This window comes from Kribbella voronezhensis, assembly GCF_004365175.1.
Taxonomy (GTDB): domain Bacteria; phylum Actinomycetota; class Actinomycetes; order Propionibacteriales; family Kribbellaceae; genus Kribbella; species Kribbella voronezhensis.
Genome location: NZ_SOCE01000002.1, coordinates 246,480 through 261,684 on the forward strand (window position 1 = coordinate 246,480; position 15,205 = coordinate 261,684).

Genomic DNA, 15,205 nt, shown 5'->3' on the forward strand with positions numbered 1-15,205 from the left:
TCGGTTGATGGTATGAGGCACCGACGGGTGCCGGCGGCCGCGCCCCGGCCGGAGGAGGTTCGAGTGAACACGACCCAGGACGACTTCGATCCGATCCCATCCGTCCGGCGCCGGGCACGAGTCGGTGTCGGTTCGCTGAAGCAGGCGGAGAACGAGGCCGACGCGTTCGCCGTACCGGTCGCCGCCGATGCTGAACCTCCGACAGAACTGGGCGCCGACCTGGCCGGGCTGGCGTCGGCAGGCTTCAGCGGGCAGCGCGGCCAGACACTCGTTCAGCCTCGCGCCGAGGGTCCGGTGCGGGTCGCCGTCGGGATCGGCGGCCGCGGCGAGACCGACCTGGCACTGGTGCGTGATCTGGCGGCGGAGTTCGCCCGAGCCATTCCCTGGCACCACCGGCTGGCGATCGAGGTTCCCTCGGACGGCCTCGGCATGTCCGTCGCCGACTTCGCGCAGGCCGTCACCGAAGGGGTGCTGCTGGCTCGCTGGCGGTACTTCGTCGGCCGGGGCGCCGACCAGCCTTTGCTCGATTCCCTGCTCGTGGTGGCCTCCGACAAGGATCTCGCCGAGGCTGAGGCCGGAGTCGAACGCGGCCGCATCGTGGCCGAAGCGTGCGGTCTGGGCCGGGATCTGTCCAACTGCCCGGCGACGACCCTGACGGCGGTCCGGATGGCCGAGGTCGCCCTCGAGGTGGGTACGGCGGCCGGCCTGCAGGTCGAGGTCTTCGACAAGGACCAGTTGGCCGAGCTGGGATGTGGCGGACTGCTCGGCGTCAACCGGGGGAGTGTGGAACCGCCGAGGATGATCCGGCTCCGCTACCAACCGGACGAGCCGACGGGCCGGATCGCCCTGGTCGGCAAGGGCATCATGTACGACTCGGGCGGGATCAGCCTCAAGCCGAGCGACGAGTCGCACGCGCAGATGAAGAACGACATGACCGGCGCTGCCGCCGTACTCGCCTCGATGACGGCCCTGCGGGCGTTGGGTTGCACCGCGGCTGTCACCGGCTACTTGATGTGCACCGACAACATGCCGTCGGGATCCGCCCTGAAGCTCGGCGACGTCTTGAGGATGCGCAACGGTACGACGGTCGAGGTCCTGAACACCGATGCGGAAGGCCGCCTCGTGATGGCCGACGCGCTGGCGCTGGCGACCGAGGAGCCGGTCGACGCGATCGTCGACATCGCGACGCTGACCGGCGCCTGTCTGCGGACGTTCGGCGTCGAGATCGCCGGTGTGATGGGGAACAACCCAGCCCTGGTGGAGCAGCTGCGGCGGGCCGGTGAGGTCGTGGACGAGCCCGTCTGGGAGCTTCCGCTGCACCGGCCGTACCGGTCGCAGCTCGATTCGCCGATCGCCGATCTCACCAACATGGGCGGCGCCAACGCCGGATCCATCACCGCGGGCCTGTTCCTGGAGGAGTTCGTCGACGGCCACCCCTGGGCCCATCTCGACATCGCCGGCACGGCGCAACTGCCGGCGCCGAGGACCTGGCGGAACAAGGGCGCGACGGGTGCCGGGACCAAGTTGCTGATCGAGTTCGCGCTGCGGTTCGCCCGTCCGTCCGAGGCCGGAGCTCCTGGAGCGCGGTCGTGAACGCCAAGGTGGTCGGGGACAAACCCGTCAAGAAGGGCGGGATGCAACGGCTTCTGGACGGTATCGAGCGGGTCGGCAACAAGGTTCCGCACCCGGCTCTGATCTTCCTCGGGCTCATCGTCATCGTCATCGTCGCGTCCCAGGTGCTGTCCTGGGCGGGGACCAGTGTGACCATCGACATCGCCGAGCCCGCGACCGTCGCGGTCTCTCCGGAGTACCCGCAGGGAACGAGCGTCCCCGGCACGGACACGCCACCTCCGCCGGCCGTGCCGGACTACGAGTTGCACAAGGAGACGATCAAGGCCGAGAGCCTGCTGACCGGCGACGGCATCCGCTTCATCTTCACCACGGCCGTCCAGAACTTCAACGACTTCGGGGTCGTGGCCGTCATCCTGGTCGCGATGATCGGCGTCGGGGTCGCCGAGGAAGCGGGTCTGATCGCCGCGCTGATCCGCAAGATGGTGAAGGTGGCACCCAAGGGCGCGATCACCTTCATCATCGTGCTGCTCGGCGGCATCTCCAGCGTCGCCTCCGACGCCGGCTATCTGGTCCTGATCCCGTTGGGTGCGGCCGCTTTCGCCTCGCTCGGGCGACATCCGCTGGCCGGCATCGCGGCGGCGTACGCCGGGGTCAGCGCGGCCTTCTTCGTCAACATCCTGATCACCCCGGCGGACGGCATCATCACCGAGGTCACGAACGAGACGGTCGCGCTGGTCGCCCCGGACGTCCACCTCAACGTCACCCACAACTTCTACTTCAGCATCGCCGCGACGCTGTTCTGCGCACTCGTCATGACGCTGATCACCGAGCGCGTGCTCGAACCGCGACTGGGCAAGTACGACGCGGCCGAGGCTCCGGCCGATGCTCCGATCGATCACCAGACGTCCGACGAGGAGCTGGCGCTGGAATCGCGAGGGCTGCGGTTCTCGGTCTACTACCTGCTCGTGGCCGCCGCCATCGTCTCCGCCCTGACCTTCATTCCCGGGGCTCCGCTGCGCAACCCCGACACCGGCGAGATCTTCGGATCCTCACCGTTCATGAGCAGTCTGCTCTTCATCATCTCGATGCTGTTCCTGGCGGCCGGGCTGGGGTACGGCCGGGGGGCGAAGTCCCTGACCGGCAGCACCAACGTCATCAACGCGATCGTCAAGACCTTCAACGGTCTGGGCGGTCTGATCTTCCTGATGCTGTTGATCGCGCAGTTCATTGCCTACTTCAACTACACGAACATGTCCACCCTGGCCGCGACCGGTCTGGCGGATCTGCTCGAGCGAGCCGACATCGGCGCCTTGCCGTTGCTGGTCGGCTTCATCCTGCTGGTCGTGATCATCGACCTGATCATGCCCGGAGTGATCCCCAAGTGGGCGATCCTGGCACCCATCTTCGTCCCGTTGTTCTACCGGCTCGGCATCGCGCCGCAGACCGTCGTGGCGGCGTACCGGGTCGGCGACGGTCCGGTCAACGTGATCACGCCGCTGATGGTCTATCTGCCGTTCATCGTGCTCGTCTGCCAGCGGTACCGGAAGAAGGCCGGTCTGGGCACCGTGGTGTCGATGATGTTGCCCTACACCATCATCCTGCTGGTGGCCTGGACGCTCTTCTACGTCGCCTGGTATCTGGTCGGAATTCCGTGGGGTCCGTCCTCCCCGGTCCATCTCGGCTAGGCCGGCGCCATGGATGACGGCACGGTGAGCCTGATCATCCTCGGGTTCACCGTCGTGCTGTTCGTGTGGAATCGGCTGCCCGTGGAGGTTGTCGCGGTGCTCACCGCCCTGGCGTTGTGGGCGACGGGGGTGCTGGACTTCACCGCCGTACTCGCGGGCTTCGGCGACCCGGTCGTGATCTTCATCGCGACGTTGTTCGTCGTGAGCGAAGGCGTCGACTCCACAGGTGTCACCGTTTGGCTGGGCCAGTTGATCGTCAGGTACGCCGGAACCACTCGCAGCCGGCTGCTGATCGCCGTGACCGCTTTGTGTGCGGTGCTGTCGGCCCTGATCACCTTGAACGGCGCGGTCGCGGCGCTGCTTCCACTCGTCGTCATGCTTGCCCTGCGGATCGGGCAACCTCCGTCGCGGATGCTGATGCCGCTCACTTTCGCGGGGAGTGCCGGATCCCTGCTGATGTTGACCGGCACACCCGTCAACATCATCGTGTCCGACGCGGCCGCCGATGCCGGTGCTGGTCCTTTCCCCTTCTTCTCCTTCGCCGTGGTCGGTGTGCCGCTGGTCATCGGCACGATCGCGATCTCGGTGATACTCGGCCCGAAGCTCCTGCCCGCGGCCCGGCCTGCTCATCCGGCCGCGGACCTTGCCGTACACGCTCATACGCTCGACGCCCACTACGCTCTGCCAGACGACCTCTACCGGCTGCAGGTGCGTGAGCTCTCACCGCTGCTCGGCCGAGTGGCTCGCGACCTCGACCTCACGCCGTACCCGGACGTGGTGGTCGTCGGGGTGCAGGACGGACAGGGACGAACCCGGGCGGACACGGCTCTCGATGTCGGCGACGTCCTGGTGGTGACCGGGCCTTCGGAGCAGGTCAGGAGCCTGACCGCCGACTCGTTGCTCGCGGTGAGCACGACACCGACGCCTGCCGACGACCTGATGACCCGCGAGACCGGCGTGGTCGAGGTCGTGATCCCGCCGAGGTCGTCACTCGTCGGCGAGATCGTCTTCCCGGGAATGCACCGTGGACGTGACATCGTCATCATCGCGGTCCAGCGGATGGGGAGGGACCGAGGCAAGAAGCCCACCCAGTTGGCAGAAGGCGATGCGCTGCTCGTCCATGGCCCCTGGCCGGCGCTCGACGAGCTGACCAGGGACCGGGATGTCCTGCTGGTCGACTCACCTGAACTCGTACGCCGGCAGGCCGTGCCGTGGGGCCCGAAAGCGTCCGTCGCCGTGGCCGTCGTCGCTGCGATGGTCGTCCTGCTGGCGACCGGTGCTGTCCCGCCGGCGATGGCTGGTCTGCTCGCCGCGACGGCGATGGCGCTGACGAAGGTCGTCGGGCCACGACAGGCCTACCGCGCCATTTCGTGGCAGATCGTCGTACTGATCGGCGCTCTGATTCCGCTGTCCGCGGCGATCCAGTCCAGCGGTGGAGCGGACCGGATCGCCGACCTGATCATCGACGCGGTGGGGCCGGGGCGGCCGTACTTGTTGCTATTGGCAATCTTCTTGCTCACGGCCGCGCTGGGCCAGATGATCAGCAACACCGCCACGGTACTGATCGTCGCGCCGGTCGCCGTGGCCGCGGCCCAGGGGACCGGGACCTCGGTCCGGCCGGTCCTGATGCTCGTCGCCGTCGCCGGCGCGGCGTCACTGCTGACTCCCATCTCCACACCCGCGAACATGATGATCATGAGCCCCGCGGGTTATCGCTTCGGGGACTACTGGAAGCTCGGCCTCGTCGTGCTGGCGTGGTGGTTGCTCGCGGCACTGATCATCGTGCCCCTGGTCTGGCCGTTCTGACATGGCGAACCCCGACAGGTACGTTTCGACCGGCGGACTGCCCGAGGTGACAACCGTCGCCGAGCTGGTGCAGACCGCCTACAAGACCTTCCGCGACGTCGGAGAGGGCGCCGTGTCGGACGTCTACCCCGCGTTGTCCCGCGTCGACCCGGATCGCTTCGGCGTCTGTATCGGGGCGATCGACGGCCGCATGATCGAGGCGGGGGACTGCCGACGGCCGTTCACCATCATGAGCGTCGCCAAACCGTTCGTGTTCGCACTGGTCTGCCAGGCGGTCGGCATCGACGCCGTCCGCGAGCTGGTCGGCGTGAATGCGACCGGGCTGTCCTTCAACTCGGTGCGGGCGGTCGAGCAGTCGCGGGCGGGCCGGACCAATCCGATGGTGAATCCCGGCGCGATCGCGGTGACCAGCCTGACTCCCGGCCGTTCGCTGGAGGATCGCTGGCGATTCCTGCTCGATGGTCTGTCCCGCTTCGCTGGACACGACCTCCTGCTGGACGCCGAGGTTCTCGCCTCGGCCCTGGCGACGAATCACCGCAACCGTGCGCTGGCCGCTCTGCTCAAGAGTGTCGGCGCCCTCGCGGGTGATCCCGAGCAAGCGACCGAGCTCTACACCAGGCAGAGCTGTCTGAAGGTCGCTGCGACGGACCTGGCCGTGATGGGCGCGACGCTGGCGGACGGCGGGGTCTGCCCTGCCACGCAGGAGCGGGTCGTCGATCCGGACGTCGCGCGGGTGACGCTGGCGGTCATGACGATCGCCGGTCTGTACGAGACGTCGGGGGACTGGCTGCTCGACGTCGGGGTGCCGGGGAAGAGCGGCATCGGCGGTGGCATCGTGGCGGTCTCGCCGGGCAAGGGTGCGATAGGCCTCTTCGCGCCGCGGCTCGATCAGGCCGGCAACAGCGTCCAAGGCCAACTGGCGGCCCGGTTCCTCTCGCGCCGGCTGGGCCTCGATCTGCTTGCTTCCCAGCCGGTCCCGCCTGCCGCCGGCCAGTCCTAGGCCGCGGCGAGCGTGAGCTTGGTCGTGGCGGACGTTCCTGCCCGTATGTAGGTCAGTTCGAGGGTGTCTCCGGCCTTCCGGGTCAAGGTCGCGACGACGATCTGCTCACTGCTGACTGCCGCTTCGTTGTCCACCTTGGTGATGATGTCGCCGGCCCTCAGTCCGGCCTTGGCGGCAGGTCCGGCAGCGTCGACGGCGAGCACGAAGAGCCCGGTCGGTGTGCCCGACGCCTTGGCCGCGGCGGGCGGTATCTCCTGGACCTGCAGGCCGGTCGTCGGGTGCCCCGGCCGCCCGGTCCGGACCAGTTCGTCGGCGATCGGTTTCGCCAGGTCGATCGGGATGGCGAAGCCCAGGCCGACGCTTCCCCCACCACTGACACCGGCGGCGTTCGGCACGGTGGCGATGGCGGCGTTGACCCCCACCAGCCGACCGGCGCAGTCCACCAGGGCGCCTCCGCTGTTGCCGGGGTTGATGGCGGCATCGGTCTGGATGGCGCCGATCAGGTGATGGGTCACACCGTCACCCGGGACCGGCACGTACCGGTCGAGGGCGCTGACAATGCCGGAGGTGACCGTGCTGGCAAGGCCCAGTGGAGCGCCGAGGGCGACGACGGGCTGGCCGATCTGCAGTGCACCCGACGATCCGAAGCCGATCACCGGGTAGTCCTTCGCGCCATCGGACGCCTTGAGCACGGCCAGATCGGTACTCGGGTCACGACCGATGATGGCGGCGTCCGAGCTGTGACCGTCGCTGTACTGGACGGAGACGCTGCCGCCATTCGCGGCGACCGAGATCACGTGGTCGTTGGTGAGGATGTAGCCGCCTTCCCTGAAGACCTGTCCGGACCCGGTGCCTGCCTGGGCGCCGCCGCGGGCGGAGATCGTGACGATCGAGGGCAGGACCTGGTTCGCCACCGGGATCGCAGCGCACATCGCGGTCCCGGAATCCGCTCGGGTTGTCGATGACGACGTACCGGCAGCAGTTCCGTCGTGCCGCACCGCCACGAAGATCAGCGCGGTGACGAGCGCTCCGACGACCACGCCTGCCGTGATCGCGATCGGCAGCAGGCGGGAGGGGCCGAGATGAGCCGGCCCGGGAGACGATGCCGGCTCCGGTGCCGGGGGTCCGCCGTCAGCCTGGACCATGTCGGTCTCCTCCGATCCGATCAGGAGTCGGAGCGCACCGGTGGCAGGTCGTGCTCGACGCTCCCCTCGCCATCCCGAGAGTAGGTTCCGGATACGTCCGGCGACTCACCTGATCCAGGTGAATCCGGCCGGAAGGCAGCCCGGTCGAAGTACAGGTAGACGACGGCTGCGGACGCGACCGGCATCGCCAGCGCGAAGAGGATCGACGACGCGAGATTGATCAGGGCGGGTGGCATGTTCGTCCCGAGCAGCAAGCTGATGCCGGCCACCGGCCCGACCGCCAGGCCGAGCCCGACGATGATCGCGAGCGGGACCGCGGTTCGCCACCAGCGTCCCCTGATCAGCATCCGGCTGCGCCGCAGTGCCGTCCGCCCGGAGCATCGCTCAGCCGCCACGGCCGGTACGGCGAACGCACGGCTGACCGCGTAGTAGACGGCCAACGGGATCGTCGCGACGAAGATCGTGAGGCAAGTGATCACGACGAAGTACTGCACTGCGGCGCGGGTCAGCGGCTTCCATATCGTCACCAAACGGCGGAAGGTGAGCTGGGCCGTCATCGCCCTACCGCGGTCCAACTGGTCGAGCGTCGTCGTGACGGCCGCCAGCAGCGCGACATAGGTCGCCATGGTGAGGATCGTGACCACCAGTGCGATCAGCGAGGCCCAGAAACCGGTCGCGGTCTCGGTCGGAGCGCCAAGGTCTGTCGGAGCATCGCGTCTGGCCACCTGCAGTTCGGTCAGCACCAGCGTCACCAGGCTCAGGACGGCGAAGGCCGCAGCGAAGACTGCGAAGAGACCCGGCCGGTGCCGGAACAGCCGGAGCGCGGCAACCACTGTTTGCCCCCAGGCGCGTCGCTTGCGGGCCGGCAGTGGATCCGCGCCGCTCCATCGCGTCCGGCTGGCGGCGAACCAGATGAGTACGACGAGCGCGGCGAGGAGCAGGCCGAGTAACCACGTCCGGTCGAGCGTCTCGCGGACGAGGTTCGATCCGGTGGACACCGCCGTACAGAAGGCGTTGGTGCTGTTCGGGCCCAGCAAAGTACCGGCCGGCACGGTACTGCTGTCGTCGCGCCAGGTGGTCTCGGCTTCTTGGATGGGCGCGGTCCAGGAGGACTTCATGTTCGGCCCGGTCGGTCCGTCGAAGAACGATCGCTGGCGTTCGCCCCACCGTCCCTCGAAAGCCAGCCAGGGGAACTGCTGCACATAGTCGGCGCTCGCCATCGGCACATAGGCGACGTGCGGTGTCAGGCCGGCTCCTGGACTGGTGGTGTCGTCGCAACCCAACCCCTCCGACCCGCGCCCGAGGTACAAGCGCCGGCCGAACTTGTTGGCGTGGGAGCCCGCCGCGGGATAGACGACCGGATGGGTTCCGTCGACGATCTCGAGCTTGGTGTCGCCCCAGCGTGCTCGCTCGGACCCTCCGTGCTGGCTGTATCCCACGGCGGTCGGGCTCGTCGTCAGCGCCGCCGCCGGAGTCGCTGCCTGGAAGACCAGCTGGATCGATTCCCAGTCGCCTTCGTGGGTGTTGTTGTAGTCGTTGAACACGTAGAAGAACCAGTACTGCAAGGAAAGCTGGCCGGGGAACGCGGGGTCGGCGGCGAGGTGGGCGTAGACGGTTGCCGGATGCTTCGCGTTGATACGCGCCGACCAATCGGCGTAGTCACAGCCAGGTCGCAGCGGATCACCGGGGAAGTCCAGGAAATGGCCGGGGAACCCGAGGCCGAGGTCCTTGCCTTCCGGCTGGGCCTTGACGAGGTCGGGCGGTCGCCACGGCCCGCGGAGCGCGACCTGCTGGTCGCCCAGCACCGCTTCGACATCGGTGGGCTGGAACTGCTCGCCGTCCGCGCACCTCGACGAATCCTGCTGCAGTCTGACGACGGGGGAGTAGCGCTCGGCCAGCTCCTGCCCGGCAGTGTCCTCCGGCGAACCCGCGGCCGCCGCCTGGTCCGACGTTCCCAGCAGTACGACGGTCAGCCAGGCACAGGCCACCACCGGCAGAACTCGTCGCCAAGTGCAGTGGGTCATGCCCACAGGATCCGTACGACGGCACCGTTCCGCACCCTCCGGCCCCGACCTCACCGAGGCCGATCCGCTCACCTGATTCAGGTGATCCAGCACCGCCGGCTGTTTGGGACGATTCCGGCGGGCGTCGCGTGACGATGCCGCCGTACTTCGTACCGCGTCAGTGGAGGCCCTCGATGCCGGACCAGGCTGCCGAGCAGGTACTCGGCCCGATCGACCTGCTGGTGGTCGAGATTCCCGCGACCGGCCCGGGACCGCGGGGCCTCGGAGCGTTGCTGAGTCTGGCCGAGCGGGATCTGGTCCGCATCCTCGATCTCGAGGTGGTCGGCAAGGCCGCCGACGGCACGATCTCACTCATCGAGCCGGACACCGAGGCGATGCCTGAACTGGCGCCGTTCATCGGTTCGTCGTCCGGGCTGCTGGACGAGGACGATCTGCGCGAGGCGGGCGCGTTCCTCGAGGCCGGCGCCAACGGAATCGTCGTCATCTACGAGAACGAGTGGATCGCGTCGATGGAGGTCGTACTCCGTCAGGAGGGCGCCCGGCTGGTTGCCGCGGGACGGATCCCGGCCGCGGACTTCGAAGCGGCTCTCGGTGGCGATGGGGAGGACCTGGGATGAGGCTGCTCAGGAGTGCGGCGCGCACGGCTGTCGTGGCAGGGGCTGCTGCCCGCATCCACGACCGCGTTGCTGCCAGGCAGCAGGGAGCGTGGGCCGCCTCGACCGCGGCACCGCCGCCGCCGGCCGCCGTACCGGTTCAGGACCGATCGGCCGTGCTCACGCAGCTCAGGGAGCTCGGCGAGCTGCGGGACGCAGGCATTCTCACAGCTGCCGAGTTCGAGGCCGAGAAGGCGAAGATCCTGCAGAGCGCCTGACCAGCCAGAGTGCCCGCCGAGCCAGAAGGCCGGCTGGGCAGAGAGTCGGCTAGGCAGAGGGTCGGCTGGGCAGAGGGTCGGCTAGGCAGAGGGCTGGCTGGGCAGAGGGCCGGCTAGGCGGAGGGTGCGGCCTCCTCAGGGGAGGGGGGCGCCATGGCGCTGGAGTGCCGCCACCAAACGACCGTCAGCAGGCCGATGATGACCGGCACCAGCTGGACGGCGACCCTCCAGACGAGCAGCCCCGCCACGAGATCCGTCGCCTCCACCGCGGTGTGGTCCGAGACGAAGGCCGCGTAGGTCGCGTCCAGGACGCCCGCACCCATCAGCGGCAGACCACTCAGCGGATAGACGACCATGAAGCTGCAGAGCATGACGAGGACGACAGGCCCGTCCAGACGGACGCCGACGAAACCCAGGCACAGCACCAGCAGACCTGCCTCCACGGCGACCAGGAGCAGTTGGCTGAGGACGGCCGCCCACCCCCGATGGTGCATCCTCTCGGCGCTGTGCGATTGGAACGAGACCAGTCGATGCTCCCAGACCGCCGGTGCCTGAGTCGCCGGCCGCAAACGGTGAAGCAAACGGCCCAGTAAGCGTCCGATCGTGGCGGCGGTGCGCTCGGCGCGCAGGGCGTAGAGCAAGCCACCCAGTAGCGCCGCTGCGCCAGCGCCGAACAGGAGCGCGGACCAGGCGAACGGGGCATAGAAGGTCCGTGCCCCCCAGAAGATCGCGAAACCCAGCGCTGGTGCGGCCAGCCGGGCGACGTAGAACAAGGTGGTGCTGAGAGCGAGACCGGACGTCGCATCCGTGGTGTCGACGCCCCAGGACCGGAGCATGGCGAGCCGCAGTACGACATCGCCTGGGGACGGGGCCAGCGTGGCGACCGCTGCTGCCGCGACATCGCTGACCATCGCTCGGACGAAACTCAGGCCGGCCACCAGCAGGGCGAGCGGAGCGGCGAGCAACGAGCGACGGATCAGCATGGCAACCAGCAACACCGCGATCTGCCAGAGACTCAGATGGGTGAGCGCATGGCCGACTTCGCTCCAGTCCACACCCCGAAGCAACCGCAACAGCAACCACGCCACGATCGCGACGAGAAGGATCCGACCCAGCCGCAACACGGGCTTCGGTACCTTCCGCCGGTGGGTTGGCGTCGCCGGCGGGGGCGACGAACGGTCGGCCACATCACCAGCCTGCTGATCAGAACTGAAACCACCATCCCCCGATCCGGGGGAGCCGATCGGCGTCCGCGCGCCGGCTGCCCGTTCGTCCGTCGACGCGTCGGGCCACTTCGTCGCCCAGGAAGGGTGATGCTTCGGGGTGCGGGGAGCAGCAGAGTCGTGGCGACGGGCTGTGGAAGGGGCGTCGCATGGGCCACTACGTGATCCGAGTGAAAGGGACCTTGTCGCGCGACCTGACAGCGGCCTTCCCGTCACTGGCGGTCGATGCCGAGCCCGCGCAAACCGTCCTGCACGGGTATCTCGCCGATCAAGCCGCGCTGGCCGGCATCCTGAACCACCTCGACATGCTGGGCATCAACATCCTCGAAGTCACCCAGGTTCCGCCGACCTCGCCTCCAGAAGGCGCGGGAAGCTAGTCGGGGGCCGGCTGCTGGGAATCGTCGGCTGCCTTGGCGAAGGAGGCCATGCCGCGGATGAGCGCCGTACGGTCGGCGGGTGGCATGGCGGCCAGTACGTCGGTGATCCCGCGGAGCCGGTTGGCGCGCAGCCGGTTCAGGAGTTTGCGACCCTTCGCGGACACCACCAACTGGACCTGGCGTCGATCGTGACTGGGAGTGCTGCGCAGCAGCAGTCCGTCATCGGCCAACCGGGTGACCAACCGGCTCGCCGACGGCAGTGACATGTCCAGCAACCGGGCGACATCACCCAACTTCAAGGGCCCGTGCTGCTGGATCACCAGCAGGACCCGGACCTGCAGCACCGACAGCTGTCCCGAGGCCGAAAGGGCCCGCAACGTGAGCTCCACCAGCGCCAGCGACGCCTCCTCGACCGCCGCCGCATCACCGGCCCGGTCCGATCCCGCGCTCGTGTCAGCCGAACCGTCAGGCGAAACCTTTGCGTGTGTCACAACGTCATGGTAGTTGTTGAATGACAACAGTTACAGCACGCTAACTGAATTTCGCGGAGCCGTTCGCGTCGCCGGAGCCCTGGTGGAGAAGGGGTGATGCAGTGATGAGGAGATACCGCCGGGCGTGGAAGGCGGCCGGTGGGCTGCTGGCTGCGATCGGGGTTGCCGCCGCGCTGATGATGCTGCCTGTCTCGATCGACGCGGTCGTGTTCGGGATGACCGCCGCGATCGCCGGATCCATCAAGTTCAGTCTGGACCTGGCTGCCGATCACCCGGCTCGACGAGCCGCCTACATCGCAGTACCGGTTGCCGTCGGTGCGGGGGTAATCGGAGTAGCTGTCTGCGGGTACGCCGCCACCGCGGGGGTCGGGACGGTCGCACTGATCGCGGTGGTTGTCGCCACCAGCCCGAGTGTCGTTTCCGCGCTGTCCGCCCGCGAATGTGGCGTCGGACCCATGAGCGCTGCCAAGGACGCAGTGGACAGCCCTGCACCTGCGAGGCCCCAGAGCGGACCAGTTGCGCAGCAGCCGCTGGGCGACCTCAGTGATCTCGAACTGTGCTCCGCCTGGCGGCGCAGCTACCTGGCGCTTCAGCGAGCCACCTCACCCACCGATCGGCTACGGATCGTCCAGCAACGGCAGGGCTTCCTCGACGAGCTGGAACGGCGCGGACCGCATCAGCTGGCCGAGTGGCTGCACGCCGGAGCCAGAGCGGCCGGCGATCCGGCCAAGCACTTCCGCCGCGACCCGCACCGAACCTCGTAGCACCCTGGTGCGTAGCCTGCGGAGGGGCTCGGCAAGGTCTCCGGCCCGGCCAGGGGAAAGGTGAATGGATGGCGACTTGGCTGCAGGCAGGGCTGTGGGGGCTGCTGGCAGGAGGTGCACTGGTCGTCGGTGCGGCGATCGCCTGGTTCGCGCGGGTCCCGCGGCAGATCGTGGCCAGCATCATGGCGTTCGGTGCCGGCGTGCTCATCTCGGCCTTGGCCTTCGACCTGGTCGACGAGGCCGAATCGACCGGCGGTCTGCGCCCGACCGTCATCGGGTTCCTCGGGGGCGCGACGGTGTACGTGGCGGCCAACGTCGTACTCGCCCGTCGTGGCGCCCGGCACCGCAAGCGGTCGGAGGACCAGCAGCCGTCGGAGGCCGAGCAGCAGGGCAGCGGCACCGCCATCGCGATCGGGGCACTGCTCGACGGCATTCCGGAGTCGGTGGTGCTGGGATTGTCCCTGCTCAGCGGGCACGGTATCGGCGTAGCGGTCCTGGTCGCCATCTTCATCTCGAACCTTCCCGAAGGTCTGTCCAGTGCTGCCGGGATGAAGCACAGCGGACGCAGCGCGCGGTACGTCTTCGGTGTCTGGGGAGGCATCGCCGTGATCAGCGGAGCGGCAGGCCTCCTCGGCGTCGTCTTCCTGGAAGGAGCCGCACCGGCGACGATCGCCGTCATCACCGCCGTGGCGGCCGGCGCCATCTTGGCGATGGTGGCCGACACGATGATTCCCGAGGCGTTCGAGCGCACCCATCTGTACACGGGCCTGATCGCGACCGTCGGCTTCATGGTGTCGTTCGCGGCCGAGCGCCTCTGATCAGAGGGCCGGAATTGGTCCTGGATCGGGTCGGGGAACTGGACCTTATCCGAGGACCGCTTCGCTGCCAGGGTGGTGGACACCACCACTTCCGGCAAGGAGCACCCCGATGACCACCACCACTGTCACCTTGGAATTACTGCACCCGGGCGAGCCCGGTTACGACGAGGCCCGGACGGTCTGGAACGCGATGGTCGATCGCCGCCCCGCCGTGATCGCCCGCTGCCACAGCACCACCGACGTCGCCGCCGCGGTCCGGTTCGCCGCGGCCCGGGGCCTGGAGATCGGGGTGCGGTGCGGCGGCCACAACATCGCCGGACTCGCCGTCCCCGAGGCCGGTCTGATGATCGACCTGACTCCGATGAACGAGGTCCGCATCGACCCCGACCAACGTCTCGCCCAGGTCCAGGGCGGCGCACTCCTGGGCGAACTGGACCGCGCTGCCCAGCAGCACGGCCTGGCCACCACCGCCGGGAACGTGTCCCACACCGGCGTCGGCGGTCTCACCCTCGGCGGTGGGATGGGCTGGCTCGCCCGCCAGTACGGCCTGGCCTGCGACAACGTCGTGTCCTACGAAATGGTCACCGCGACCGGCGACATCGTCACCGCGTCCGCCACCCACAACGCCGACCTGTTCTGGGGCCTGCGCGGTGGCGGCGGCAACTTCGGCATCGTCACCGCCTTCGAGTTCCGCCTGCACCACATCGGCACCCGCACCCTGGTCGCCGACTTCACGTACTCCACCGACCAGGCCTTCGCCGTACTACGTGCTTGGCGCGACCTGAACGCCACCGCATCCCGACAGGCCACCTTCACCGCCGGCATTCGCGGCAGCGAGCTCACCGCAGGTTTCGTCTGGATCGGCGACCCCGCCGACTGTGCCGACCTCATCGCGGTCTTCCGCTCCCTCGGCCCAGTCGTTGCCGAAAGCATCGAAGAGATGCCCTACCTGACCCTGCAGAGCCGAGACGACAGCGTCCAGGGCCACCGGTTCCGCCGCTACTGGAAGGGCCACTACTTCAAGTCCCTGCCTGACGAGGCCATCCACGCACTGCTGCGCAACCCCGGCATCGGCGCCAGCCTGCAAGCCTACGGCGGTGCCATCGCAGACGTCCCCGACGAAGACGCCGCCTTCAGCCACCGCGACACCCAGTTCGAGTTCGTCACCGCCACCCGCTGGCAGGACCCCGCCGACGACGCCGACCGGATCGCGACGGTGCGCGCCTACGCCGCAACCCTCGACCCGTACGCCGGCGGCGCCTACCTCAACACCCTCAACGGCGAAAGCATCAACCGCGCCTTCCCGCCGGCCAAACTCGCCCGGCTGACCGAGCTCAAGAACACCTACGACCCGGCGAACGTCTTCCACCTCAACCAGAACATCCGTCCCACGGCCTGACACTCCTTGCGCGCAAGAGCTGAGCTCGGT

14 protein-coding genes are annotated in these 15,205 nt (G+C 68.5%); 10 read left to right on the forward strand and 4 right to left on the reverse strand.

All coding sequences use genetic code 11. The features are described from left to right. The first annotated feature begins 63 nt into the window (after positions 1 to 63). The 4 genes from EV138_RS28585 to glsA are packed head-to-tail and all read left to right on the forward strand — an operon-like array spanning position 64 to position 6,063. On the forward strand, positions 64 to 1,593 hold the full coding sequence (locus EV138_RS28585) for a leucyl aminopeptidase family protein (protein ID WP_202866984.1): 1,530 nt from the start codon (positions 64 to 66) through the stop codon (positions 1,591 to 1,593). Further along, a complete protein-coding gene (locus tag EV138_RS28590; RefSeq protein ID WP_202866985.1) occupies positions 1,590 to 3,257 on the forward strand; it encodes an AbgT family transporter in 1,668 nt (555 codons plus the stop codon). The genes EV138_RS28585 and EV138_RS28590 overlap by 4 nt, the downstream gene beginning before the upstream one ends. 9 nt (positions 3,258 to 3,266) lie before the next feature. Further along, positions 3,267 to 5,063: an SLC13 family permease gene (locus tag EV138_RS28595; protein WP_133982494.1), complete on the forward strand. Its 1,797-nt coding sequence runs from the start codon at positions 3,267 to 3,269 to the stop codon at positions 5,061 to 5,063. A 1-nt stretch (position 5,064) separates the two neighbouring features. Beyond that, positions 5,065 to 6,063 carry a glutaminase A gene (glsA, locus tag EV138_RS28600; RefSeq protein WP_133982496.1) on the forward strand — a complete coding sequence of 333 codons (999 nt, stop codon included), beginning with the start codon at positions 5,065 to 5,067 and terminating at the stop codon, positions 6,061 to 6,063. Here the strand turns inward: glsA and EV138_RS28605 are convergent. Both EV138_RS28605 and EV138_RS28610 read right to left on the reverse strand, forming a co-directional pair. Further along, positions 6,060 to 7,208: a S1C family serine protease gene (locus tag EV138_RS28605; RefSeq protein ID WP_133982498.1), complete on the reverse strand. Its 1,149-nt coding sequence runs from the start codon at positions 7,206 to 7,208 to the stop codon at positions 6,060 to 6,062. The two genes, glsA and EV138_RS28605, sit on opposite strands and share 4 nt — an antisense overlap. 20 nt (positions 7,209 to 7,228) lie before the next feature. Next, positions 7,229 to 9,232 carry a hypothetical protein gene (locus EV138_RS28610; protein ID WP_133982500.1) on the reverse strand — a complete coding sequence of 668 codons (2,004 nt, stop codon included), beginning with the start codon at positions 9,230 to 9,232 and terminating at the stop codon, positions 7,229 to 7,231. Positions 9,233 to 9,405: 173 nt separating this feature from the next. Between EV138_RS28610 and EV138_RS28615 the strand changes: the two genes are divergently transcribed. Beyond that, positions 9,406 to 9,849, forward strand: coding sequence for a DUF6325 family protein (locus EV138_RS28615; protein WP_133982502.1), 444 nt, complete (start codon positions 9,406 to 9,408; stop codon positions 9,847 to 9,849). Then, positions 9,846 to 10,103, forward strand: coding sequence for an SHOCT domain-containing protein (locus tag EV138_RS28620; protein ID WP_133982504.1), 258 nt, complete (start codon positions 9,846 to 9,848; stop codon positions 10,101 to 10,103). Before EV138_RS28615 ends, EV138_RS28620 begins: the two co-directional genes overlap by 4 nt. A 113-nt stretch (positions 10,104 to 10,216) precedes the next feature. On the opposite strand, the gene EV138_RS28625 is transcribed toward EV138_RS28620, so the two are convergent. Continuing rightward, the gene (locus EV138_RS28625) at positions 10,217 to 11,227 is read right to left on the reverse strand and encodes a lysylphosphatidylglycerol synthase domain-containing protein (RefSeq protein WP_166678782.1); all 1,011 of its coding nucleotides are present in this window, start codon (positions 11,225 to 11,227) and stop codon (positions 10,217 to 10,219) included. A gap of 248 nt (positions 11,228 to 11,475) precedes the next feature. Between EV138_RS28625 and EV138_RS28630 the strand changes: the two genes are divergently transcribed. Further along, positions 11,476 to 11,703, forward strand: a complete 228-nt coding sequence (locus tag EV138_RS28630) for a DUF8691 family protein (protein WP_166678783.1) — start codon at positions 11,476 to 11,478, stop codon at positions 11,701 to 11,703. Here the strand turns inward: EV138_RS28630 and EV138_RS28635 are convergent. Next, entirely contained in the window at positions 11,700 to 12,194 is a 495-nt protein-coding gene (locus tag EV138_RS28635; RefSeq protein ID WP_166678784.1) for a MarR family winged helix-turn-helix transcriptional regulator, read from the reverse strand. The genes EV138_RS28630 and EV138_RS28635 overlap by 4 nt on opposite strands. 104 nt (positions 12,195 to 12,298) lie before the next feature. Between EV138_RS28635 and EV138_RS28640 the strand changes: the two genes are divergently transcribed. The 3 genes from EV138_RS28640 to EV138_RS28650 all read left to right on the forward strand — a co-directional run bounded on the left by EV138_RS28640 (position 12,299) and on the right by EV138_RS28650 (position 15,175). Continuing rightward, positions 12,299 to 12,958 carry a hypothetical protein gene (locus EV138_RS28640; protein ID WP_133982513.1) on the forward strand — a complete coding sequence of 220 codons (660 nt, stop codon included), beginning with the start codon at positions 12,299 to 12,301 and terminating at the stop codon, positions 12,956 to 12,958. Between the two features lie 68 nt (positions 12,959 to 13,026). Beyond that, a complete protein-coding gene (locus EV138_RS28645) occupies positions 13,027 to 13,776 on the forward strand; it encodes a ZIP family metal transporter (RefSeq protein ID WP_133982516.1) in 750 nt (249 codons plus the stop codon). Between the two features lie 109 nt (positions 13,777 to 13,885). Next, complete coding sequence (locus tag EV138_RS28650; protein ID WP_133982518.1) at positions 13,886 to 15,175, forward strand: FAD-binding oxidoreductase; 1,290 nt, start codon at positions 13,886 to 13,888, stop codon at positions 15,173 to 15,175. The last annotated feature ends 30 nt before the right edge of the window (positions 15,176 to 15,205 follow it).